Source organism: Fibrobacter sp. UWB7 (assembly GCF_900142945.1).
In the GTDB taxonomy this organism is placed as follows: Bacteria; Fibrobacterota; Fibrobacteria; order Fibrobacterales; family Fibrobacteraceae; genus Fibrobacter.
This window is the reverse complement of sequence record NZ_FRCO01000002.1, coordinates 40418-62187: the sequence shown is the minus strand read 5'-3', so window position 1 is coordinate 62187 and position 21770 is coordinate 40418. Positions and strand designations below refer to the sequence as shown.

At 48.5% G+C, this 21770-nt stretch carries 21 protein-coding genes; 9 read left to right on the top strand and 12 right to left on the bottom strand.

What is annotated here, in order from left to right:
* Positions 1-1083 carry a squalene/phytoene synthase family protein gene (locus tag BUC30_RS05785; protein WP_014545217.1) on the bottom strand — a complete coding sequence of 361 codons (1083 nt, stop codon included), beginning with the start codon at positions 1081-1083 and terminating at the stop codon, positions 1-3.
* 5 nt (positions 1084-1088) lie between these two features.
* Positions 1089-1646: a hypothetical protein gene (locus tag BUC30_RS05780; protein ID WP_244536507.1), complete on the bottom strand. Its 558-nt coding sequence runs from the start codon at positions 1644-1646 to the stop codon at positions 1089-1091.
* A 220-nt stretch (positions 1647-1866) separates the two neighbouring features.
* Between BUC30_RS05780 and dnaA the strand changes: the two genes are divergently transcribed.
* Complete coding sequence (dnaA, locus tag BUC30_RS05775; protein WP_073423981.1) at positions 1867-3192, top strand: chromosomal replication initiator protein DnaA; 1326 nt, start codon at positions 1867-1869, stop codon at positions 3190-3192.
* Between the two features lie 163 nt (positions 3193-3355).
* Here dnaA and BUC30_RS05770 read toward each other — a convergent pair whose 3' ends face one another.
* Positions 3356-4339 carry a diaminopimelate dehydrogenase gene (locus tag BUC30_RS05770; protein WP_073423980.1) on the bottom strand — a complete coding sequence of 328 codons (984 nt, stop codon included), beginning with the start codon at positions 4337-4339 and terminating at the stop codon, positions 3356-3358.
* Positions 4340-4598: 259 nt separating this feature from the next.
* Here BUC30_RS05770 and BUC30_RS05765 point away from each other — a divergent pair, with 259 nt between their 5' ends.
* Genes BUC30_RS05765 through BUC30_RS05750 form a run of 4 tightly spaced genes read left to right on the top strand, consistent with a single transcriptional unit; the run spans position 4599 to position 10224 of the window.
* Positions 4599-5387 carry an outer membrane lipoprotein-sorting protein gene (locus tag BUC30_RS05765; RefSeq protein ID WP_073423979.1) on the top strand — a complete coding sequence of 263 codons (789 nt, stop codon included), beginning with the start codon at positions 4599-4601 and terminating at the stop codon, positions 5385-5387.
* A gap of 20 nt (positions 5388-5407) precedes the next feature.
* The gene (locus BUC30_RS05760; RefSeq protein WP_073423978.1) at positions 5408-7807 is read left to right on the top strand and encodes an efflux RND transporter permease subunit; all 2400 of its coding nucleotides are present in this window, start codon (positions 5408-5410) and stop codon (positions 7805-7807) included.
* Positions 7804-9192 (top strand): DUF1302 family protein, encoded by a 1389-nt coding sequence (locus BUC30_RS05755; RefSeq protein ID WP_073423977.1) that lies wholly within the window; start codon positions 7804-7806, stop codon positions 9190-9192. Before BUC30_RS05760 ends, BUC30_RS05755 begins: the two co-directional genes overlap by 4 nt.
* Positions 9193-9249: 57 nt before the next feature.
* Complete coding sequence (locus BUC30_RS05750; RefSeq protein WP_073423976.1) at positions 9250-10224, top strand: hypothetical protein; 975 nt, start codon at positions 9250-9252, stop codon at positions 10222-10224.
* Between the two features lie 3 nt (positions 10225-10227).
* Here BUC30_RS05750 and BUC30_RS05745 read toward each other — a convergent pair whose 3' ends face one another.
* On the bottom strand, positions 10228-10662 hold the full coding sequence (locus tag BUC30_RS05745; protein ID WP_073423975.1) for a dUTP diphosphatase: 435 nt from the start codon (positions 10660-10662) through the stop codon (positions 10228-10230).
* A gap of 160 nt (positions 10663-10822) precedes the next feature.
* On the opposite strand from BUC30_RS05745, the gene BUC30_RS05740 reads away from it, so the two are divergent.
* Positions 10823-11908, top strand: a complete 1086-nt coding sequence (locus tag BUC30_RS05740) for a hypothetical protein (protein WP_073423974.1) — start codon at positions 10823-10825, stop codon at positions 11906-11908.
* 98 nt (positions 11909-12006) lie between these two features.
* Positions 12007-12435: a sugar 3,4-ketoisomerase gene (locus BUC30_RS05735; protein ID WP_073423973.1), complete on the top strand. Its 429-nt coding sequence runs from the start codon at positions 12007-12009 to the stop codon at positions 12433-12435.
* On the opposite strand, the gene BUC30_RS05730 is transcribed toward BUC30_RS05735, so the two are convergent.
* Genes BUC30_RS05730 through BUC30_RS05695 form a run of 8 tightly spaced genes read right to left on the bottom strand, consistent with a single transcriptional unit; the run spans position 12419 to position 18968 of the window.
* The gene (locus tag BUC30_RS05730) at positions 12419-13384 is read right to left on the bottom strand and encodes a GNAT family N-acetyltransferase (protein WP_073423972.1); all 966 of its coding nucleotides are present in this window, start codon (positions 13382-13384) and stop codon (positions 12419-12421) included. The two genes, BUC30_RS05735 and BUC30_RS05730, sit on opposite strands and share 17 nt — an antisense overlap.
* Before the next feature lie 18 nt (positions 13385-13402).
* A complete protein-coding gene (locus BUC30_RS05725; protein ID WP_073423971.1) occupies positions 13403-14218 on the bottom strand; it encodes an RNA methyltransferase in 816 nt (271 codons plus the stop codon).
* Between the two features lie 3 nt (positions 14219-14221).
* Positions 14222-15082, bottom strand: a complete 861-nt coding sequence (locus BUC30_RS05720; RefSeq protein ID WP_073423970.1) for a sugar phosphate nucleotidyltransferase — start codon at positions 15080-15082, stop codon at positions 14222-14224.
* A 13-nt stretch (positions 15083-15095) separates the two neighbouring features.
* On the bottom strand, positions 15096-15533 hold the full coding sequence (gene fabZ / locus BUC30_RS05715; protein WP_014545193.1) for a 3-hydroxyacyl-ACP dehydratase FabZ: 438 nt from the start codon (positions 15531-15533) through the stop codon (positions 15096-15098).
* Complete coding sequence (locus tag BUC30_RS05710; protein WP_073423969.1) at positions 15520-16452, bottom strand: UDP-3-O-acyl-N-acetylglucosamine deacetylase; 933 nt, start codon at positions 16450-16452, stop codon at positions 15520-15522. The genes fabZ and BUC30_RS05710 overlap by 14 nt, the downstream gene beginning before the upstream one ends.
* 23 nt (positions 16453-16475) lie before the next feature.
* Positions 16476-17495 carry a UDP-3-O-(3-hydroxymyristoyl)glucosamine N-acyltransferase gene (locus tag BUC30_RS05705; RefSeq protein ID WP_244536506.1) on the bottom strand — a complete coding sequence of 340 codons (1020 nt, stop codon included), beginning with the start codon at positions 17493-17495 and terminating at the stop codon, positions 16476-16478.
* A complete protein-coding gene (locus tag BUC30_RS05700; RefSeq protein WP_073423967.1) occupies positions 17495-18460 on the bottom strand; it encodes a diacylglycerol/lipid kinase family protein in 966 nt (321 codons plus the stop codon). The genes BUC30_RS05705 and BUC30_RS05700 overlap by 1 nt, the downstream gene beginning before the upstream one ends.
* Entirely contained in the window at positions 18453-18968 is a 516-nt protein-coding gene (locus tag BUC30_RS05695; protein WP_073423966.1) for a gamma carbonic anhydrase family protein, read from the bottom strand. The genes BUC30_RS05700 and BUC30_RS05695 overlap by 8 nt, the downstream gene beginning before the upstream one ends.
* A 114-nt stretch (positions 18969-19082) precedes the next feature.
* On the opposite strand from BUC30_RS05695, the gene BUC30_RS05690 reads away from it, so the two are divergent.
* Positions 19083-20534, top strand: a complete 1452-nt coding sequence (locus BUC30_RS05690) for an aldehyde dehydrogenase family protein (protein ID WP_073423965.1) — start codon at positions 19083-19085, stop codon at positions 20532-20534.
* A gap of 10 nt (positions 20535-20544) precedes the next feature.
* On the top strand, positions 20545-21765 hold the full coding sequence (locus BUC30_RS05685) for an iron-containing alcohol dehydrogenase (protein ID WP_073423964.1): 1221 nt from the start codon (positions 20545-20547) through the stop codon (positions 21763-21765).
* Positions 21766-21770 lie beyond the last annotated feature (5 nt).

Here is a 21770-nt window from a genome sequence, read left to right as displayed (position 1 = left end):
TTATCCTTTAATCTTCTTATAAGCTTCATCAATCCACTTGTCCGAATAGAAGTGCATCGACGTTTCCTTGACAATCCGCTTCACGGTATCGCGCGTGATTTTCACTTTCTTGTCCGAAGTGAACACTGACACGCCATTCCCGATCAAACTCAAGTTCTCCGCCGCCATAAAGAGCGGCCAGAGGCAGAAGAGCCTCGTGCGCATTTTGATGTTCGGGATGAGCTTCGTATAGGCAATCGCATCATCCAAATGATGCCAAGCCTTCTCGACAAGTTCCGAAAGCACTGCGCCGCATTTTTGAGCATCAGCTCCTGCAGCAAAAAGTTCGCTCGGATGCGCAAAACCATGACGTTTGCAAATCTCTTCAGGGATAAAGCACACGCGGCGTCCAGAATCCTCAACGCAGTCCTTCACGATGTTCACGACCTGCAAGGCAAGCCCAAAGCTCACGTCCAGCTTCGAAAGTTCCGCCTCGCGTTCAGCATTGATAAAGCACGTGTCCGCCGAGAATAGCTTGGTCAAGAGCTTACCGACAATGCCTGCCACATAGTAGCAGTATTCATCAAGTTCGCCCACGTTCGCAAGCGTGAACCAGCCCGCCGAAAGCGCTGCTTCCTGACGGAGCGCAAACTTCGCCATGCCACCGCACATTTCAATCACCACGTCGCAAACCGGCTTCTGGTAGTTCTTAGGGAGCGACTTCAAAAGCGGCACCACGACTTCGGACTTCGAGCAAAGATCCTTGTTCGGGTCTTCAGAGCCATGCCAAGATTCTGGGAGCGCCGCCACAAACGTGCGAATTTTCTCGGTCTCGAGTTCGCCCGTTTTGAACACATCGGCAAAAAGCGCAAGCACGCGGTCCTTTTCGGTCGCCTTCATGTCCGGGTCATCTTCGACCGTATCGGCAATGCGTAAATAAAGGTACGCAAGCAAAATACTGCGGTGCAACTTGCCACGCAAAACCTGGATGTTCAACGCAAACGTACGCGACACCAACTGCAAGATATCTTCGGCGTACTTCCACGCCGCCTTGCCTTCGAGCACCTTCTCGCCCACATCTAAAGAATCCAATTTATCAATCATATGAGCTAGTACACCTCAAACATTTCCGGCGGCACCTTTTTAGACGCGGCCATCGACTTTACGTACTTCCAAAAACGGCCATGGTCTTCGGCATTGCGGAGCTTATGCGCATAACTCAACCCCGCGCGGTCACGCACGTTTTCATCCGACATCACAATACCCTTGCGCTGGATCCCATAATTCACCCAACGGTACTCCAGATAAAAAGCCGACTGGAACAAGTCCGTGAGCTTGAGTTCCGTCCTGCGCTTCATCAAATAAGCGATCCAGACAAAAAGAAGCACGGACACAAATCCATAATAAGCATTAGTACCAAGCCCAATCTTTTGGAGAGTCCACACCACCGTGGCAGAGGTCGCCACCGACGTTATCGCCGTAAACAGATAATCGCAGAAACGCAAAAAACTCACGCGCCCCGGATTTTTCACAAATCCGCTCAACACGTAAGCCCATTTTTCGCCTCGATCGAGCTGATTTTTCAAAAAAACGACGTACGAGACATTCCTAAACCAAAAATGGAGACCGACCCAGAGCAAAACAGGGGTCCAAAAAATGTATTCCACAAGCGTATTTATTACCATCGTAGAAAAATTTAGAAAATTTGCAAAATTTAAGCGATTCTCGCCAACGCACGGAGACCCAAACGTATACGTTAATTTTCGTTTACAAAGAAGTAAGAAAATTTTTAGGTTTATTTCACTCCCAATCTATCAACATCCCAAAGAATTAGCTAAATTATAACGCCTAGTTGTTGATAGATTATTAATCGGATGAGGATTGAAGATGCAGGTTGAATGGGAAAGATGCTTGAACTACCTCCACGGAATGCTGTCGGATACGGTATTCAAGACATATTTTGCACAGACCAAGCTTGTAAGCCAAACCCCTGGACACGCCGTTATCGCAGTGCCCCCCGGACTTGATGTCAAAGTCTATGCCGCTTACAAGGACCTTATCCGCCTCGCCTGGAAAGACGTTTCCCACGATGAGGCTCCGGTAGAATTTGAATTCCAGCCGCAAGACGTTTACCAGCCGCAAGTAAGCACCTCCGACAACTCTTTCCGCGAATTTATCAAGCCGAGCGTCCCACTTTCTGGCAGCTTCCGTTTCGAAAACTTCGTCCCGGGTGACAAGGCACAGCTCGCCTTCAACGCCGCCCTCGCCGTCGCCAGGAATCCGGATGGAACGCAGTACAACCCGCTATTTATTTATGGGTCTTCCGGTCTTGGCAAGACGCACTTGCTCCAGTCCATCGGCAACTACATTCTCGAAGAAGATCCGACCAAGCGCGTCATCTACCTCACGTCCGAAGACTTCTCGCAGCAGTACATGAAGTGCCTGCAAGAAAAGCGCATTACCGAAATGTCCGACTTCTACCGCAACGAAGTGGACATTCTCTTGATCGATGACATCCAGAACTGGACAGGCAAGTACGAAACGCAAAACGAATTTTTCTTGATCTTTAACGCACTGCACCAGGCAGGCAAGCAGATTGTGCTTACGTCTGACGCTCCCGCAGCCGAAGTCAAGAACCTCTCCGACCGCCTCGTGAGCCGTTTCTCTTGGGGCTTAACCGTTGACATCCAGCCGCCTGACGTCGAAACGCGCGAAGCCATTCTCCACAAGAAGGCAGAAGAACGCCACCTCGAAATCAGCGACGAAGTCATCCGTTACCTTGCTGAAAATATTGCAAGCAACGTGCGTTGCCTCGAAAGCGCCATCATCAAGCTCACGCTCCAGTCGAGCCTCATGAGCCACGACATCGACATGAACATCGCACAGAAGGTCGTCACCGAAATCGCCCCGACACTCCGTCGCCGCGTAAGCCTTGACTCCGTGCTCCATGCCGTATCACAGCACTACGAAGTACCCGAAACCAAGCTCATCGAACCGGGCCGCGGCACCAAGGAAATCTCCAAGGCTCGCCAAGTCGCCATGTTCCTCATGCGCGAACTCTCCCCCATCAGCTTGCAGAGCATCGGTTCTCGTTTTGGCGGCAAGGACCACTCCACCGTCGTGCACGCCATCAAGAGCGTCAAGAAAGAGATGGAAACCGACCCGAGCTTTGCCCGCTTGATCGAAAGCCTCAAGAACACCATTCACGATTAATACGCCTTCGGCGCAGTTATCAGCGTATCCTTTATACAAAAAGCCTCGGGTTAAACCCGAGGCAATTTCTTTTGCAATGTCACCCCGGACGAGTTCCGGGGTCGGCATACACAGTCTTATTACAAGCCGTGAGCCGAAGGTGGAAGGATCCAGGGCAGTTCTATTACAAGCAGTGAGCGCGGAGGTCTTCGTCGCTAAGCGTGCTGAGGTATGCAGGCGGAACGTCGAGAACAGTCTTGCAACCAGTCTGACCATTAGCCTTCATACGGAGAGCAGCGCGGGCATAAGCCACGAGAACGCTCGTCGTGAATTCCGGGTTGGAATCGAGCTTGAGGCTGTATTCGATCACATGCGTGTGTTCCTTGTTCATGCCAGTCTTGCCGGTACGAATCACGAAACCACCATGAGCGAGGCCGCTGTGGTTCTTGTTGAATTCTTCTTCGCTGATGAAGTTGACGGTAGTGTCATATTCATCGAAGTAGTTCGGCATCGTCTTGATGGCGTTTTCGATGTATGCCTTGTCTGCACCTTCTTCAGCAACCACGTAAACGAGACGAGTGTGCTTCTGACGAGTGGTGAGTTCCGGCATGGAACCGCTACGCACGGCTTCGAGAGCAGATTCCACCGGGCAGGTGTACTGCTTGGCATTCTTCACACCCTTGATACGGCGGACAGCGTCGCTGTGGCCCTGAGAAACACCCTTGCCCCAGAACGTGTAGTCCTTGCCTTCCGGAAGGATGGACTGAGCGTACACGCGGTTCAAGCTGAACATACCCGGGTCCCAACCGACAGAAATCATAGCAATCTTGTTTGCGCCCTTGGCAGCAGCGTCAACAGCAGCGAAGTGCTGCGGAATCTTGGCATGCGTGTCGAAAGAGTCGATCACGTTGAACATAGAAGCGTACTTCGGAGTGAGCACCGGCAGGTCCGTAGCAGAGCCACCGCAAATGATGAGCACGTCAACCTTGTCCTTCCATGCTTCCATTTCAGAAACGTTCAACACCGGAACGCCAGCCGTCTGGATCTTCACCGTCGACGGATCGCGACGAGTGAAAACGGCGACAAGTTCCATATCCGGAGCCTGCTTCACGGCGCATTCCACACCGCGACCGAGGTTACCGTAACCGAGAATAGCAATCTTTGCCATAACAATGTCCTTGTTTAAAATTTTTGCGTGGAAAATATAGGAAAGTCGGAAGTAGGAAGTAGGAAATATACAGAGAAATTCATGTAAAAATAGTAGGTATGAAAAACGTGCTCTAGAACACACAAAACACCCCTATAATACAATTCGGACTATAATTTTACAGAAATTGTTACTAGAACGAGCAAAATGATATATTTTTCTTACAAAGAGGCAAGGCGATTTTCATAAACCGCCTTTAAATTTTTTGAAGGAGAAAAATATGAAAAATCATTTCTTGAGCGCTCTTAGCGCAGGTTTTCTGCTTTTCACAACTTGTTTCGCGCAGTCCGCGAATGAAATCGCCAAAAAAGTCCACGACTTGCCTTCCGGAAAAACATCGTCCGGACTAGTTTCTGTAACATTGATTGATAAAAACGGCAAGACCCGTAACCGCGAATTAGTCTCTTACACCATGAAGGACGGCACAACCGACAAGACTGTTCTCATGTTCAAAACTCCGCGTGATGTAGCAGGCATCAGCTACCTCACCTATGACTACCCCGACAAAGCCGACGGCTCCACCGTCGACAGCGACAGCTGGATTTATATCCCAGCCATGAAAAAGGTACGCCGCGTTTCTGGCTCCAACAAAGACGACGATTTCCAGGGAACCGACTTCACGTACGACGATCTCGGCACCCGCAGCCTCTCCAAGGACAACTTTGCCCTCCTTGGCGAAGAAAAAGTGAACGGCATCGACTGCTGGATTTTGGAAGCCAAGGCCAAAGACCCGAAGGCTAAAGTCAGCCGCCGAGTCACATGGGTGAACAAGAAGACCTTCGTCGTCCAGAAAGGCGAATACTACGACAAGCAGAACCGCTTGCAAAAAACGCTTACCGCAGACGATATCAAACAGGTGAACGGCTACTGGACCACGCTCAAGCAGACAATGACTAACGTCCAGACAAACCACAAGACCATCTACGAAGTCAAGAACCTCAAATACGATGAAAAGGTCAACGAGAGCTACTTCACTGTAAGCGCTCTTGAACGTGAACAGATTAAGTAGATAGAAAAGGACGGCAAAATATGAAAGTCGAAAAATTCAATAAATTTTTCGGCAAGATCGGACAGGCGCAAATTCGCAACCGCTGGAAGATTCTTGCCGGATTGCTTATTGTCACGGTCATTTGCTGTTTAGGCTTGAGCAATTTTTCGCTAGCGCTTGGCGAAGAAGGCTGGTTCGGCAACTCCGATGAAATAACCATCAACACTAAAAAATACGAAGAAACCTTCGGAAACCTGAACGGGATTGGCGTCCTTGTCGTAAAGCAAGGCGAAGGCGATGTCTTTAGCGAAGACATGCTGAAAGTCATCGAAAAAATCGGCAACCGCATGCGTGATGAAATTCCGTTTGCAGACCGCCTGACCTCCATCATCGAAGTCGATATTCCAGTCGGCAATGACGAAGGATTTTCGATTGTAAAGCCCTATGAAAATGGTATTCCTTCGGATTCCGAAGGGCTTGCAAAAGCGAGAGATCTCGTGATGCGCGGGAGCGAAAAGACGAACGCGCTCATCAATTCGCTTGTCAGCGATGATGGCAAAGAAACGTGGATTTCCCTTTCACTCCATCCATTCACAGGAAAAGAGCTCGAAGAAAAGTACGGTGGCGACAACACCGAAGTTTCAACAGACATCGGCTACAAGCTGATGAACATCATCGAAAGCGAAGAATTCCAGAATAAAGGATTCAAGCTTTACGGTGGTGGTATGCCATACGACAGCGCTAACGAAGACCGCTACGAAGTTCCCGAATACGGTGTAAGAGTCCTCTGCAGCATTGTCGTGATGCTCTTGTTCTTGGCAATTTGCCTGCGCAACGTGTTTGGCGTGATTGTTCCGGCTGTGGCAACGATCAGCGCTATCGCCACAGTTTTTGGAGCGATGTCGTTTTTTGGAGAAAAAGCAGACTCAGCTCTTGTGACTTTACCGGTTGTCCTTGGCATGGCACTTGCAGTCGGCTATTCCGTACACTACATCAAGATGTTCAAGTTGCATTTTAGACGCACGGGCAAGCGCAAGGAATCTGCCATCAAGTGCGTCGAAGAATGCGGATGGCCGGTGCTGTTCACAGTTCTTACGACCATGGCTTCGTTTATCAGTTTCCTGTTTGTAAACATGAAGCCTCTCGAATGGATGGGTAAAACATCTGCGTTTATCGTTCTTGCGATTTACATCTACGTTACCGTGCTCATCCCGATTCTGCTCTCGTTCGGTAAGGACCGCGCGCCCAGAGCTACTCAAGTGAACGGAGCTACAAAACTGGATCTCTCTTTTTCGAGATGGTCTAAGTTTGTCCACGACAGAAAGAAATCATTCATTGTCATTAGCGCATTGGTTATCGCCGCATTCATTCCGGGGATGTTCAAAATCACGGCACAGCTCGATTACCTGACCATCACGGGCGACAAGATGCCATACATTCAACAAGTCAAAAAAATGTTGGCACAAAAACTCGGCAATCAGTACAGCTACACGGTCATGATTTCTTACGATGAAGAAGGCGCTTTCAAGAAGCCCGAAAACATGAAAGCGCTTGTGCTGCTTGAAGATTATCTCGGCACACTTTCGCTCACCAAATGGTCGGGCGGGAAGGCCCGAGTCACCTCGGCAACAAGCATCCTGAAAGAAATGAACCGCGCCCTCAACGAGGGTAAAGATTCGATGTACACCGTCCCTGAAGATGAATACGTACTTGCACAGCTGATGGAACTTTCATCGATTGAAATGCATAACGACTTCAGCGATGTCATGGATGACGATTTCAAGACAACCGTTGTCAGCGTGGACATGACGCAGTTTGCAACAGAAGAAGCCCTCGCCAACATGAATGCTTTGAAGGCAAAACTTGCCGAACTTTTCCCAGGCGCAAAATGCACATTGCTCGGTGACATGATTCGCTATTCCGAGATGAGCAACCGCATTGTCTTTGGCGGTCTGAAATCCTTTGGTTTCTCACTTGTCATCATCGCCATCATGCTCATTTTCGCATTCTCTAGCCTTAAGCTCGGTCTTATCGGCATGATTCCGAACGTGGCTCCGGTCATTCTCGTGGGTGGAGTCATGGGATATTTCAATTACGCCCTTGACTTCAGCACCATCACCGTGATGCCCATGATTTTGGGTATTGCCGTTGACGATACCATCCATTTGACGACACACCTGAAAATGAAACACGAACAAATGGGTTCTAGCGAAAAGGCCATGGAAGCGACCTTCCGCGAAATTGGCGCAACGATGTTCCTGACGACCGTTATTCTGTGCTCCATGTTCAGCGTTTATTTGTTCAGCCCCATGCACTTTTTGGCGGTTCTTGGAGTTCTCATTATCGTCGGTCTTTCCAGTGCATTGGTTGCAGACTACACCATTACACCAGCCCTTTTACACGTGGCTAAACCCTTTGGCAAAGAAAAGGAGGAAGTATGAATAAGCAATCCTTTTTCACAACAGTCCCAGCCATTGCATTAGCAACAATGGTTAACCTTTATGCCCAAGAAACAACATATACAGGAAGCATCACTGCCAAAGCGGGCGTAAGCCTCGCCAATGCCCACAACCATGAAAACGACTTTACGCTAGGCCAGACGATTTTCGATGGCTCCTTTAAGACGTATTTTGACGAAGCTATGGTTTACGTCAACGGGCAATTGGTCCACGATGCTATCGGGAGCCAGTCTTCAAACGGAATGTCCGGATTCGTCGCCAACGACGGCTCTTTCGCTTTAAAATTGAAAGAAGCTTACATCGACTGGAAAAGCGGAATGTTCGCGCTCCGTATCGGTCGCCAAATTGTCTCGTGGGGTAAAGCCGACGACTTCCAGATTACAGATGTCGTGAGCCCCTTTGACGAATCTAACGTTGTCGCATACGATTACAACGAAGCCAAGCTCGGCGTCGATGCAGCCCGTCTTTCTCTCTTGACCGACAAAGCTCAAGTCGATGCGTATTACATCCCGTTCTTTACGCCGAGCATTCTCCCATTCGCGAAGAAAAATCCGCTTCGTTCTAAAATATTCCCAGAAACATACAATGAATTCAAGCTTCAATATCCTGAGAGTCATGAAGATCTTGAACTCCCTAGAAAGAACCTGAACAACAGCGAATACGCTCTCCGCGCCAGTTTCTACACGTCTGTAATGGACCTGTCACTTTATGCATTCTACGGTTGGGACGATAAGCCGTTTATCAAATATACCCCAATGACATCCGAAGACATTGAATTCAACGAGCTTTATCATGACGGATTCAATGTTTCAGGGAAATACAAACGCATGTCCATGGTGGGTGCCGATGCGGCAATTCCTGTAGGCGATTTTGTATTCCGCCTAGAAGCAGCCTACTTCCCCAATCGCCATATCCAGACAACTCCTGAATATCAATTCGATCTATTTACCAGCAATAAAAATATCCAATCCAGCAAGCGAAACGACCAGTTTTTAAGCCTTGCCGGAGTCGATTGGACATTTACATTTCCGTATATCGGAACCTGGACTGTGACCGCACAGTATATTTCGGACATTGTCTTCAAATACAGAATTTACTTGGACCGCAAACAATACGAGCATCAGGTCGCTGGCAGTGTCGAAAAGTCGCTTTTGAACGAGACGCTTACGATTTCCGCTTCAGGAGCGCTTGATCTGTGTCTGTGTTCCTCATCAAGTGAAATTGCAATTGATTACAGACTCACAGATGCCATAACACTCAGCATGATTGGAGACTTATTCTTAAAAGGCTCTGAAGGCAAAGACGGCACTTACGGCATTTACCGCGATTTCAGCGGAATTACATTTAAAGGAAAAGTCATGTTCTAAATAATTTTATTATCATTGAGCACCCCCACAAGGGGGCTTTTGGTCAAAGGATGTTTTATGAATAAGTTCGCTTCGATTTTGCTTATAACCGCTTGTAGCTCTGTGCTTTTTGCGGAAGAAGCAGCGCAAAAGGATAAATCGCCACTAGAACTGTCATTATTAACAACGGCAGGATATTATCCTAAAACTGACCATAAAACAGGTTCATCGCACTTTTCTGGAATCAACGGGATTTACGATGGTGTCGAATTCGTCACCGAATTTGATGCCACCTACACCATGCCGTTTTTAAACGGTTCCGATGAGCTTACCGCAGACAATCATTTAGCATTCAAGCTTGGATTGGAGCTCTCCCCCGTCACGGTAGCCCCTTTAGCTTCTGTGACATTTTCACCGATTGCATTCCTCGAATTCTCTATCGGCGGAACCATCGGCACAGGCTGGGGACTCACCGATGATATACAAGGTCTTGCCAAACTTGACGAATCCAAGACCAAATACAAAAACCTAACGCCATTTGCGCACTGGTATCTTTATACTTGGGCAAGTGCCTGCTTTATGTTCGACTTGGCAGCCATCTGGGAAGGCGAATGGCATCACATCGTAACGACCGCTACATACAAAGCGGGTTACCAAAAAATGACGGGAACAAAATCATCCGTCTGGACATGGAGAAACACCTACGGCCAGGCTAGCGGATGGGTGTACGAACAGGAATATTTCCTGGGATACCAAATGCCACTCAAGGTCTCTATGGCTGGCATTGGAGCCTCTCTTTGGGGGAATTACCAAAGCAGCGATTACGGCAAATTTTCGGGCAATTACGATGGCGACTTTATGACCATCGATATTTGGCCCATGGTCGAAGTCAAGCTCAGCGATAAAGACCTGCTATATGTGCTAGCCGACTTTAGAGCCCGCCGCAGTTTCCTTGAAAAATACGATGACGATGCACACGAACCGTTCATGACCACAACAGGTCGCGAATGGCTTTTCTATGCCATCGGCGTGCAGTGGAAACACTCTTTCTAAAAATTAAATCCCGGTAGAACCAAAGCCACCGCGGTCGGCGCCATCAAGCGCGCCTTCCACGAACGTGATCGTCGGTTGGATTTCCATGATGCGGAACTGGGCAATGCGGCTCCCCTTCTCGATGGTCACGTCACGAGTGGCATATACGGGCATTTTCCACCAGTCGTTTGCACCGCAGTAGCTCGAATCGACGACGCCCACAGAATTTGCCTGCAAAATGCCGAAGTTCTTGAACGTCGAACTGCGCGGAGCGATATGCGCTTCGTAGCCTTCAGGCAACTTCATCGCAACACCTAGATGAATCAAGCGGAATTCGCCCGCCTTGAGCGTCACCGTTTCTGCAGCAGCAAGGTCAATCCAGTCGGATTTGCCACCAACGTAAGTGAGTTTCGGGATCGATTCATCAAGATATTGGATTTTTATAGTCTTTGCAGTCATGCGGTAAATATAATATTCCCGAGATACATAATTCCGGGGTTGCCATACACAATTATATTTTTCATCAAACAATTTCGTTTCGAAATTGTTTTGTTATATTAAGGGCATGGAAAGAAAAATAACTCAGCCTGTATAAAGCATTTTAAAAGGAACGTTTCCAATGAAAAAGCATCTATTGGCTTTAATCGCCTCATCTACATTATTTTTAGCTTGCGGGGACAACTCCAGTACAGGCCCATCCAACGATGAGGAAATAAACTTTTTCCAAGTATTTCCCGATCAAAAAACATTTGTCACAATAACAACCCATACTCAGAACACGTGTGTGGTAGATACAACCAATAAAACAGCCGAATGGCAAGAAATAACAAGTCGGCCAGATACAAATGCTTATGCCTACGAATTACACAACGACACTCTAGTGCTTTATCCAATTCATACAAAGTATTTTAATTTTAAAAACGGCACATATACCTCTAATTTAGCTCACGAATGTGAAGGTCAAATGTATATTGGGCAAAAAACAGGTTCCTTAGATGGGAAATGGAAAGGAATTCCCGGTTGTTACGACGTCACAAGAGGAGCCCTTATAGATGACGAAGATTTAGAATTTGACTGGCCTGAGGTTTATTTATCTATAACAGAAAGTAGTTTTGTTACCGATACTACGTATTCTGTAACTCCCTTCAAAAAACTTGCGATAACCGATGATTATTCTGAATCTCTTTTTAGATTCTATTTGTATGATTTTCTAACAGAACATCAAAGAGATCCGTTTTACCCACGAAGTCTTTTATATTCATACGACTGGTCTGACGGAACTATTCGTTATGGGGGTTACGGAAGTATTGACCCATATAACTATGGTGTAACCATAGAGAACCAAACAAAGAATTCAGAAACCTTTACCATCGGAGATAGAACATACAAAGTCAACGTAACGCAAAGAAAAGTCGAAGGAAACATTCGACAACAAAAACACGGATTCTACGCTTTTGAAAAAGAAAAGGGAGCCTTGAGCGTAGTTTCTGGAGGAGTCACCTGCTCTTTAACTTATGAATATAAAAGCAACATATCCAAAGATTTATGCATAGACGAAAACATCAACAATTTTGAAATAGAGCGCGGATTCACCATTCAAGGGGACAGGATTCTTTATGTTGAAGGCTACGAAACAGACAACGTCAAAGCATTTGAAAAATGCCTTAATAACATAAAACCGCAGATTTTAGATGATGAGGAATAATCTACGATTTAACAGAATTCAGCAAAAAGAACTCTCATTACGCCACTAATTTTCAAGCAGGCCATCTCATTTTGAGATGGTTTTGTTATATTAAGGGCATGGAATGGAACGAAGAACAGCTTAAAGAACCGCGTTTAATTGATATCCCTATCGCTCACGACCAGCGTGGCAACTTGAGCGTTGTCGAAGGCGGCGAACTCATCCCGTTTGATATCAAGCGATTGTACTACCTGTACGACGTTCCGGGCGGAACGACACGCGGGGGCCATGCCCATCGCAAGCTCCGTCAGCTGATTATCGCCGCAAGCGGCAGCTTTGACGTGATTCTGGACGATGGCAAAAAGCGTTCCAAATATTCCCTGAACCGTTCCTACCACGGGCTTTACATCCCGACAATGCACTGGCGTGAAATCGAGAATTTCTCTTCGGGCGCAGTTTGCATGGTACTCGCTTCCGAGCACTACGACAAATCCGATTACATTTATGAGTATGAAGATTTTGTGAAGGAAGCTACTTCACATATCTAGCGTTCACGCAGGGTTTCGCGCCAAGAGATTCCTTGAAGCGGATAAGAGTCTGATTTAAATAATCACCGCCATTTTCAGTAGAAATTCCCCACGAGAACTGTTTCATTTTCTCGCGAGCGGCTTCTCGCATAGCCCTCACATAAAGTGCAGTCGTAGGCTGGAACTTTGTATAATCCGGATTCGGGGCAATATATTGAGCGTGGATTGTCAATGTTCTTTCGAACACAAAGAGCATCATCGCAGCAACAAGCGTTTCGCCATCCCAAATTCCCCTGAAACGGATATTTTCAGGAATGTGGATTTCCTTCAAGTCGAAAAGTTCCTGCAACGTATGGACCGGATGCACATTGTGCTTCGCCTTGGAAATTTCCAGAAACCGGTAGAATGTTTCAAAATCTTCCGTCTTTCCAAGCGGGCGGTATTCCACGCCAATCCCTTCTGATTTTTTGAAAATGCGTCGACATTCCTTATTGCAATTTTCAAAGGGATCTTTATCGCAAGAGAGAGGTGTAAAGGAACTGAGTTCCGTATGGCGACTGTAGCCAAGGTGTTCCAACGTATATTCCAAAAGTTCCGGGCTTTCGACAGAAAAGAGCTGCGGTGTAATCTTAAGAGTCACGCCACTAAAATTTTTAGACAAATAGCGATCGGCTTCGCTTAAAATTTCAGGCAGTCGCGATCCACTGTAAAAATCCTTGGAAATAACAGGACCGCCAAAAGTCGAGCCCGCATGCGATACAAAGCGGTTCCCTTCGACGACAACGCCCGGGAAATACGCAACAATCGTTCCACTTTTTTGGAGTGCAAAACTCGCATCGTTAAAACGACCTGCGGGATGGTAATTCAAAAAACGCCTAGTCTGCAAAAAGGTGCCATTCACCGATTCCGATTCCACGAAATGGTCAAATCGCTGGTCTAATTCAGGACTGTAAGGCAAAATTTCGTACATACCATCTCCGGCGTTGCGCTACTTGGACTTCTGCGAATCCTTAGCTTCCGCTTTTTGAGCGGATTCTTGTTCAGCACTCTGCGCCGCCTGTTTTGCAGCCTTTTCAGCGGCATGTTCCAAGCGAGCAGGCTTGCCAGCCAAATTGCGGAGCAAACCGAACAGAGCAGAGAGTTCATTACGCGTCGGGTGCAAACGCTGCAAGAGCGTGTTGAGGAAGCTATCGCGCCATGCCTGATCGTGATACTGACCCGTGAGATAGCGGTCGAGGAACTTCTTGAAGCCGTCAATCTGCTGAATAGTTGCAGGTCCCGTTTCGGCAACGCCTCGCGTTGTGCGCTTCGCGCGACCCTCGCCGTTCGCGAGTGCCCCGGAACGGCAAAGCTCGTATAAGCTAATCGAAACAGCCTGTCCAAGATTCAAGCTCATGAGTCCCGGCACCGGAATTTCGCACTGGTACGTGCAAGCGTTCACTTCTTCAAGCGCAAGCCCGCAAGATTCACGACCGAACACGAGTGCAATCGTTCCGTCTTCCGGGAGCATGTCAGACAAGTTCTGCACCATCGTATGCTTGATGGAACTTGCAAAAATGCGGCGGCTGTAAGCAACTGCGCAAGAGCAATCGCCAATGGCATCTTCGAACTTGTGGACGACCTTTGCGTTATCCAGAATGTCATGGCTGTTGGCGGCCGTATGGTAAGATTTGTCCAAGACTTTGTCGCGCTTCGGATAGACAATATAAAGTTCCGGCAATGCATAGCAATGCATGGCACGTGCGACAAAACCCACATTGTGCGGGTGTTCCGGTTCAACAAGTACTACTCTAAACTTTCTCATAATTTAAACTTTCCAAACAAAACCGCGACCGCGGATCTCGTTTTCGATGGTCTCGCCGGGTTGAATTTCGGCACCTTTAAAAATCACGGAATGCGCAATTTTCACACCGTCAGGAATGACAACGCCGGGTTCCACAACCGCATCATTCTTATTGCGGCCACATTCCACCAAACGCGCTTCCACTGCAGCCATAAGACCTTCAGGCGAGCCCATATCAATCCAAGTGGCATGCAACTGCGACATATCGACAAACGGCGCACGGCCAGCCGCAATTTCCTGTTTCCAAAATTCACGGATATCAAATTCGCCATCACGGATTCTCGCAAGCGCTTCATCGCTGTACCACGAAATTCCAGAGAACGTCGCAGCCGTTCCCGTATCGGCTCCAAAACGTCCGGCAACGCCCGCAAGGCAACCATCAACCCCTACGCGGAACGTGTTCACCTTCGGGAAATCGACCGCCAAAAGAGCAGCCTCACAGCGATTTCGAGCATTCCGCACAAACGCACCCAAGTCAAAATTGCAGTACGCGTCGCCATTCATAATCAAGAGGCCACCGCGATACCCCGCCGCATAAATCCGGCGCAACGGGCCTGCAGTCCCGAGGATTTCAGGCGTTTCGACCCAGACTTTTTCAAAGCCAAGACGTTCGCCTTCGCTTACAATCTGGTCGGCCAGGTAATGTGCATTCGCGTGCAAGCGGACATCGCCAAGCGACTTCGCCCGCTCCATTTGGATTTCGAGAATACTCTTGTCATAAACGCGAACCAACGGCTTCGGGATTTCCGACGTCAAAGGTCTCAGCCTTGTGCCAAGCCCAGCCGCTAGAATCAACACGTTCAATTTATCGTCAGCTCGCGTCATAACACAGCCTTAATTAGACCATTGCAGCGCTAAAGGAGGCGTTGCAGATAAGCGTTTCGCCCTGCCAGATTTCGCCCGTGTACTTGTAGATGCCATGGCGAGCCATCACGAGCGTAGCCTTGAGCGTCAAGTCCTGCGGCGGAATCACCGGAGCGCGGAAACGGCAGTTTTCGACACCCATGAATGCCGGGCGCTTGCCTTCGACATCGGCCTTCTTGGCAATCATCGTCAAGAGCGTTGCAGCCTGAGCCATGGATTCAATCTGAATCACGCCCGGGAGCACCGGATTGTTCGGGAAATGACCGTCAAAGAACTTTTCCTTGCCCGTCACGTGCCAAACAGCAACAATAGACGGCTGGTCACCTTCGGTGATTTCCTGAATTTCGTCCACGAAAGCAAACGGAGCCTTCTGAGGGAGGAGGGCATGTACTTGTTCTTCATTGTAAAGCATAGGGCAACACCTTTTCTAAGATTGTTCTGTGGCTCAAGTGACCACCGTTGATGATTTCCAGACGAACTTTCGGGAGTGCAGGCTTTGCAAAGCAAAGGTCTCCCAACAGGTCGAGGATTTTATGACGAGCGGGTTCATCGGCAACTCTAAACACGGGAGCTACAGCTTCCGGAGAATTGTCGAGCAAGAGCCCACAGGATTCATCCACCCCGCCAAGCAAACCTGCCTTGCGAGCTTCGTCAAATTCGTTTTTTAAAATGAAAGTTCTCGCCGCAAAGACATTGTACAAGTCTTCTGCGGAGTAAATAGAAACATTCGCCGCCGACTTAAAGACGCGACCGTTTTCGTTTCGTTCCAGGATGTATTCCACCTCAAACGCTTCGCTCGGCGTGATTTTCACGGAACCATACGGTTTTTGAGCCTGAGCCGCATCTGCAACATCCGTGCGGAACAAGTCCCACGAAGCATGCACGGGAACATCGTAAAAAGCGAGTTCTTCGGGCGCACCCACATTTCTGCGAAATTCGCTAAAGAACGGGAGCGCACTGCCATCCATCAGCGGGACTTCAGCAACACAACCCTTGTCACCTTCTTCGTTGCAGGCGACATCCACCACAAAGCGGCGAGACGGCCACATCAAGAATACTGGTGCAAGGTGTTCCGGAGACGCAAGCGTCAATGCGTGAGCGCCTTCGCCCGATTCATAAATTGCAGTACGGGCCACGCTGAACTTCAAATCCGTGAAGCACTTTGCGCAATCGGTACTATAAAAAGCACGACCACCCACGCGCCATTCGACGCGAGGCTCCAGTTGCGGATTGTACTCCTGGACTTCAATTTTTACGTTCGCCTTGCCATAAGACAAAGACGCAGAACTAAATTCCCACTCACGCGGGCTTTTACTAGAATCTTTTTTCATTTAGATAACGGGAATTTATAAAATTATTTCTTGCCCATCATTCGGAGTTTCACAACGGAGCGGCGCCAGACGTCAATTTCTTCGGCCGGATAGCCAGCATAAACCTTGCCCGCCTTGAGGCTCTTGGTCACGCCCGCCTTGGCTGCGACTTTCACACCCTTACCAATCGTCAAATGCCCCGCCGACTGCACGCCACCAGCGAATTCCACGTCATCTTCCATAATCACGGAGCCCGCCACGCCAGACTGCGACGCCATCATGATGTTGTTCCCAAGACGGCAGTTATGCGCCACTTGCACGAACGTATCGAAATGGCAATCATCGCCAATCACCGTCGGAGAAACAAAGCCTGCAGCGACCACATCATTAGCGCTAAAGCTACAGCGGTTCCCAATGCGGACTCCCGCCAAATGCGGCACCATACGACGCTTGCCCTCATACTCATAAAACCCAAAACCGCGAGGTCCCACGACAACGCCCGCCTGGAACACGCAATCTTCGCCAATTGTCACACGCGGGTAAACAGTCACATTCGCTTCAAGAATCGTGCCTGCGCCAATAGTAGCGCCCTTCATCACCACGCAATTCGGGCCGATGACAGAGTTCTCGCCCACCACGCCCTCGACAACCGCCGAAGCATGAACTTGTGCAGATGCTGCTATTTTCGTTTCTTCAAAAACTTCACGACGTTCCACAAATTCCTTCATGAACGTCACCATCGCATGGTACGGACTTTCAACCGGGCATACAAAATGCACATTCGGCAAGAGTTCCGAGCGACCGTCTACGCAGTACTTTTCGTACAAACTCGGCACAAAGAGGAGCCCCGCCGTAACGCCAGCAAAAGCACTTGCGCTCACGCCACCGGCATTCCCTGCAAGCCCCGTTTCTGTCTTGGCGTCGCCCGTCCAAAATGAGACATCGTGCGGTCCCACCTGATCGAGCGAAGAAAATCCAGTCAGTTCAAAATTTAAAACGCCCTCGTTCGAAGGCATTTTAAGATTCATCGTTTCAAGAATTTCAGATAAAGAAACCGAAAACATTATTCCTCTAGCGTGAGCATGTGAACTTGACATGCAAACTGAATGGTAACGTGGTTGCCCACCTTGCCACTTAAATCCTCGCCATCGAGCTGGATGTATTCATCATCTGCAAGTTCAAGCGTCAAAGAGCGTACTTTACGCGACTTGAGCAAGTTCTTTTTCAAGAAATAGCCGATGACCGGGATGTTCCCGACGGCAATCGCAAGCAAGAAGTTCAGCATGTTCGGCACGCAGACCACTTCCAAATAGCCATCCGCCATGTCGGACTTGAAGAACGGATTAGCACCGCTCGCAAAGCTCGGGATGTTCCCGACAATGACCGTCGTATGGCCCGTCAAATCCACCGTTTCATTGAGTTCCGGCGTATTGACGACCATCGAAATCTTTCCGCTTTTCAAGTGATAGGCACGGTCTGCAAAAAAGCGCTTGACGTAATGCAATTTATTTGCAATTACGGAATTCGAGGAAATAACACCCGTGGCTCGGTCATGGTTAAAATCATGCGCAATACGGGCATCAATGCCTGCAGAGAAATAATTGGCAAGCGCAAACTTGTCGTTCACCGTCCAAATATCAAACGGTCTCGACTTCGCCATAAGGAGTCTGCGCACCAAGTACAAAAGCCCCTTATCGGCAAACGGCTTGTACAATCCAAGCACGCGAGCCAAGTCATTGCCTGTACCCAGCGGGATAAGCCCAATCTGAACTTTGTCCGCATGCGCCGACACAAGCATCATCGAAAGCACCGACGAAACAGTTCCATCGCCGCCCACCGCAACAAGTTTTTCCGTCGAAGAAAGAGCCGTCAAAATTTGCTCTTCCATTCCTTCCTTGCGCGTGAATTCAGCCTTCCATTCGTCGGCCTTAAAATCCATAGACTCCATAATTTCAGGAAGAAATTTATGGATAACCTTTCCTTGTCCACCTCCACTCACCGGATTTATTAGGAAAAAGAACTTATACATTTTTTAGAAGTTCATCCTTTGCGTCCAAGTAGTGTTCTACGCCAATCTTTACGTTTTTAATTTCTTCTGCCGTCAGTGTTCTAACGATTTGCGCCGGAGATCCCACAATGAGGGAATTTTCAGGAAAATTTTTTCCAGCCGTTACAAGAGCGCCTGCACCGACAATGCAATTTTTCATGATGAGGGCTCCGTCCATGATAATTGCACCCATGCCCACGAGAACGTTATCTTCAATCGTGCAGCCGTGAAGCACCGCACCATGACCAACAGTCACCTCGTCGCCAATGTTCACACCGACACCCGTCGAAACATGGACACTCACATTATCCTGGATATTTGTACGCTTGCCAATTTTTATTTCTGCCAAATCGGCACGCAACACCGCATTGTAGAAAACAGACGAATCATCGCCAATGCTCACATCGCCCACTAGGCATGCGCCTTCGGCGATAAACACGCGCTCGCCCACCTGCGGGGCTTTGCCTTTATACTTAATTAAGGAACCCATAGTTTCAATTTACAAAAATACATGAATAGATGAAACAGGATAATTTTTAAAAAAGCTTTGTTTTTCACCACCCCAAAAGCCTTTTTTTGCTCAATATGTTCTATCTTATTGAGTATGAACGAAATACATGGGATTGATATCAAAAAGATTTTTAACGCTCAAGGAGAAAATCGCTGGAAAATAGCCCAGACGAGCGCCAAAGAGCGTATTCAAAAGCTAAAAAAGCTTCGCGAAGCCGTCGTGAAGTATCAAGAAGAGTTTTACGAAGCGGTTTGGCAGGACTTCCATAAGCCCCGTTTCGAAGCTTGGCTCAGCGAAATTTTCCCGACCATCGAAGAAATCGACCACACCATCAGCCATCTGAAAAAATGGATGAAGGACAAAAGTGCAAGTCGCGTGTTCTTTTTGCCCACCTCCAAAAGCCGCCTCCACTACGAGCCCAAAGGTCGTGTGCTGATTTTTGCACCGTGGAACTATCCATTTTTGTTGCTTGTGAACCCGATTATTTCGGCAATTGCGGCAGGCAACGTGATTATGGCGAAGCCTTCGCACAAGACGCCGCACGTGAGCGCTGTTCTCGTGAAGATGTTTAAGGAAAACTTCCCAGAAAATGAAATTGCACTCATCGAAGGCGAAGGAGCTGAAATTGGAGACAAGTTATTAGAGCTTCCGTTTGACCATGTATTCTTTACGGGGAGTCCGAAGGTCGGTGCACACATTGCAGAAATGGCAGCCAAGTACCACGCCAGTATCACGCTTGAACTTGGCGGAAAGTCGCCCACGATTCTGCTCCCCGGCATAAACGTCAAGAAGCATATCAAGCAGATTGCCTGGGGCAAGACGCTCAACGGCGGGCAAACCTGCATTGCGCCTGATTACGCCCTTTGCCCCGAAGACAAAGTTCAGGAATTTGCAGAAGCTTTTGCCGAAGATATCAAGCGCAGATTCGGCGATACCGAAGCCAAGCGTCACGAAAGTAAAGACCTTGTACACATCGTCGACAAGCGTGCGACCGAGCGCCATGCAGCGCTCATCAAGGATGCAATTGCCAAAGGCGCAAAGCAAGTCATCGGCGGAGTGAGCGATATCGAAAATTGCTACACGCCAATTACCGTACTCACAAACGTCACGCCCGACATGGAAATCATGAAGTCCGAAATTTTCGGACCGATCATGCCGATTATTTCCTACAAGACTCTCGACGAAGCGATTGCATTTGTGCAAAGCCGTCCGAAACCGCTTGCGCTGTACATCTTCGGAACAAACAAACGCGATATCAATTACGTTTTGAGCCATACCACATCTGGGTCCACTTGCGTGAACAACACCATTATCCAAATCGAAAATTTGGAAGTTCCCTTTGGCGGCGTGGGCATGAGCGGTACAGGCAATTACCACGGATTTTTCGGATTCAAGACGTTTAGCCACGAACGCAATATCATGGAGCAGAAAGGGTTCGATGCGGTGACATTTTTCCACCCGCCCTATGGAATTATTCCGGGTTGTTTGCGATCCAAAATCCAGAACTTTGCCGAAAAAGCTTTGCGTTTTTTAAAGTCGATGTAGGAGGTAAAACATGGCATCTTTCTTTTACAGATTCGCCTGTCGCGCTTTCCAAAAAACATTCTTCATTGGCATACACTTTATGCCTTGGCGCGAGCCGCAGCTCATTCACGGCGCCGGGAGTTTGCAACAGCTCCCCAACCAGCTCAAAGCGAATAACGTAAGCAACGTTCTCCTCGTCACAGACGTATTCTTGGCACAAACAGAGCACTTCCAGAATATCAAAAAATACTTGGAAGAAGCAGGCATCAAGTATTCGATTTACGACCAGACGATCCCAAATCCGACGATTGACAACATCAATGACGCCGCCCGCATTTACCGCAAGAACAAATGCAACGGACTTGTCGCGTTTGGCGGCGGTTCAGCAATCGACTGCGCGAAGGGTGTGGGCATACGCATTGTAAGGCGCTGGACGCCGATTACATTTATGCGAGGGACGCTACGCGTTCTTCGCAAGATCCCGTATCTCGTTGCCATCCCGACGACGGCGGGGACAGGAAGCGAAGCGACTGTGGCCGCCGTGATTTCTAATCCGCAGACACATGAGAAGTATCCGATTAACGATTTCGTCTTGATTCCGCGCCTTGCGATTCTCGATGCCAATATCACGCTCGACTTGCCCGCAAATCTTACGGCAACCACTGGCATGGATGCGCTCACGCACGCCATTGAAGCCTACATTGGCTACAGCAATTTCGGCGGAAGCGAAGAAGCAGCCATCACTGCAGGGCAATTGATTATCGAAAATATCCAGAACGCCTATCGCGATGGTCACAACATCAAGGCAAGAGAAAACTTGCAGAAAGCGGCATACCTCGCAGGATTTGCCTTTACGCGCGCCTACGTCGGTTACGTTCACGCCATTGCGCATAGCTTAGGCGGCATGTACCACACGCCTCACGGGCTTGCAAACGCAGTCATTCTGCCACACGTTCTAGAGTTTTACGGTGAAACCTGCGAAAAGCGTCTTGGAACATTTGCAAAAGCCATTGGTGCGGTCCCATCGGAGCTCGATAACCACGAAGCCTCCAAAGTCTTCATTATGCAGATTCGCGAGTTGAACCGTTCAATGGACATTCCGGAGCACTTGGAATTTATCCAAACAGAGGACATTCCAAGACTCGCGAAGTCGGCAAGCAAGGAAGCAAACCCGCTTTACCCCGTGCCGAAAATATTAAATGCGAAAGAGCTCGAAACACTCTATCGCATTGTGAAAGGGACAAAGTTGTAAAACGA

Bases quoted from the DNA above. Each gene is read 5' to 3' on its own strand.
- BUC30_RS05750 (WP_073423976.1), top strand. From the start codon at position 9,250: ATGAATAAGTTCGCTTCGATTTTGCTTATAACCGCTTGTAGCTCTGTG.
- BUC30_RS05760 (WP_073423978.1), top strand. From the start codon at position 5,408: ATGAAAGTCGAAAAATTCAATAAATTTTTCGGCAAGATCGGACAGGCG.
- BUC30_RS05725 (WP_073423971.1), bottom strand. From the start codon at position 14,218: ATGAGAAAGTTTAGAGTAGTACTTGTTGAACCGGAACACCCGCACAAT.
- BUC30_RS05735 (WP_073423973.1), top strand. From the start codon at position 12,007: ATGGAATGGAACGAAGAACAGCTTAAAGAACCGCGTTTAATTGATATC.
- BUC30_RS05765 (WP_073423979.1), top strand. From the start codon at position 4,599: ATGAAAAATCATTTCTTGAGCGCTCTTAGCGCAGGTTTTCTGCTTTTC.
- BUC30_RS05755 (WP_073423977.1), top strand. From the start codon at position 7,804: ATGAATAAGCAATCCTTTTTCACAACAGTCCCAGCCATTGCATTAGCA.
- BUC30_RS05770 (WP_073423980.1), bottom strand. From the start codon at position 4,339: ATGGCAAAGATTGCTATTCTCGGTTACGGTAACCTCGGTCGCGGTGTG.
- BUC30_RS05710 (WP_073423969.1), bottom strand. From the start codon at position 16,452: ATGAAAAAAGATTCTAGTAAAAGCCCGCGTGAGTGGGAATTTAGTTCT.
- BUC30_RS05700 (WP_073423967.1), bottom strand. From the start codon at position 18,460: ATGTATAAGTTCTTTTTCCTAATAAATCCGGTGAGTGGAGGTGGACAA.
- dnaA (WP_073423981.1), top strand. From the start codon at position 1,867: ATGCAGGTTGAATGGGAAAGATGCTTGAACTACCTCCACGGAATGCTG.
- BUC30_RS05685 (WP_073423964.1), top strand. From the start codon at position 20,545: ATGGCATCTTTCTTTTACAGATTCGCCTGTCGCGCTTTCCAAAAAACA.
- BUC30_RS05730 (WP_073423972.1), bottom strand. From the start codon at position 13,384: ATGTACGAAATTTTGCCTTACAGTCCTGAATTAGACCAGCGATTTGAC.
- BUC30_RS05745 (WP_073423975.1), bottom strand. From the start codon at position 10,662: ATGACTGCAAAGACTATAAAAATCCAATATCTTGATGAATCGATCCCG.
- BUC30_RS05695 (WP_073423966.1), bottom strand. From the start codon at position 18,968: ATGGGTTCCTTAATTAAGTATAAAGGCAAAGCCCCGCAGGTGGGCGAG.
- BUC30_RS05720 (WP_073423970.1), bottom strand. From the start codon at position 15,082: ATGACGCGAGCTGACGATAAATTGAACGTGTTGATTCTAGCGGCTGGG.
- BUC30_RS05705 (WP_244536506.1), bottom strand. From the start codon at position 17,495: ATGTTTTCGGTTTCTTTATCTGAAATTCTTGAAACGATGAATCTTAAA.
- BUC30_RS05740 (WP_073423974.1), top strand. From the start codon at position 10,823: ATGAAAAAGCATCTATTGGCTTTAATCGCCTCATCTACATTATTTTTA.
- BUC30_RS05785 (WP_014545217.1), bottom strand. From the start codon at position 1,083: ATGATTGATAAATTGGATTCTTTAGATGTGGGCGAGAAGGTGCTCGAA.
- fabZ (WP_014545193.1), bottom strand. From the start codon at position 15,533: ATGCTTTACAATGAAGAACAAGTACATGCCCTCCTCCCTCAGAAGGCT.
- BUC30_RS05690 (WP_073423965.1), top strand. From the start codon at position 19,083: ATGAACGAAATACATGGGATTGATATCAAAAAGATTTTTAACGCTCAA.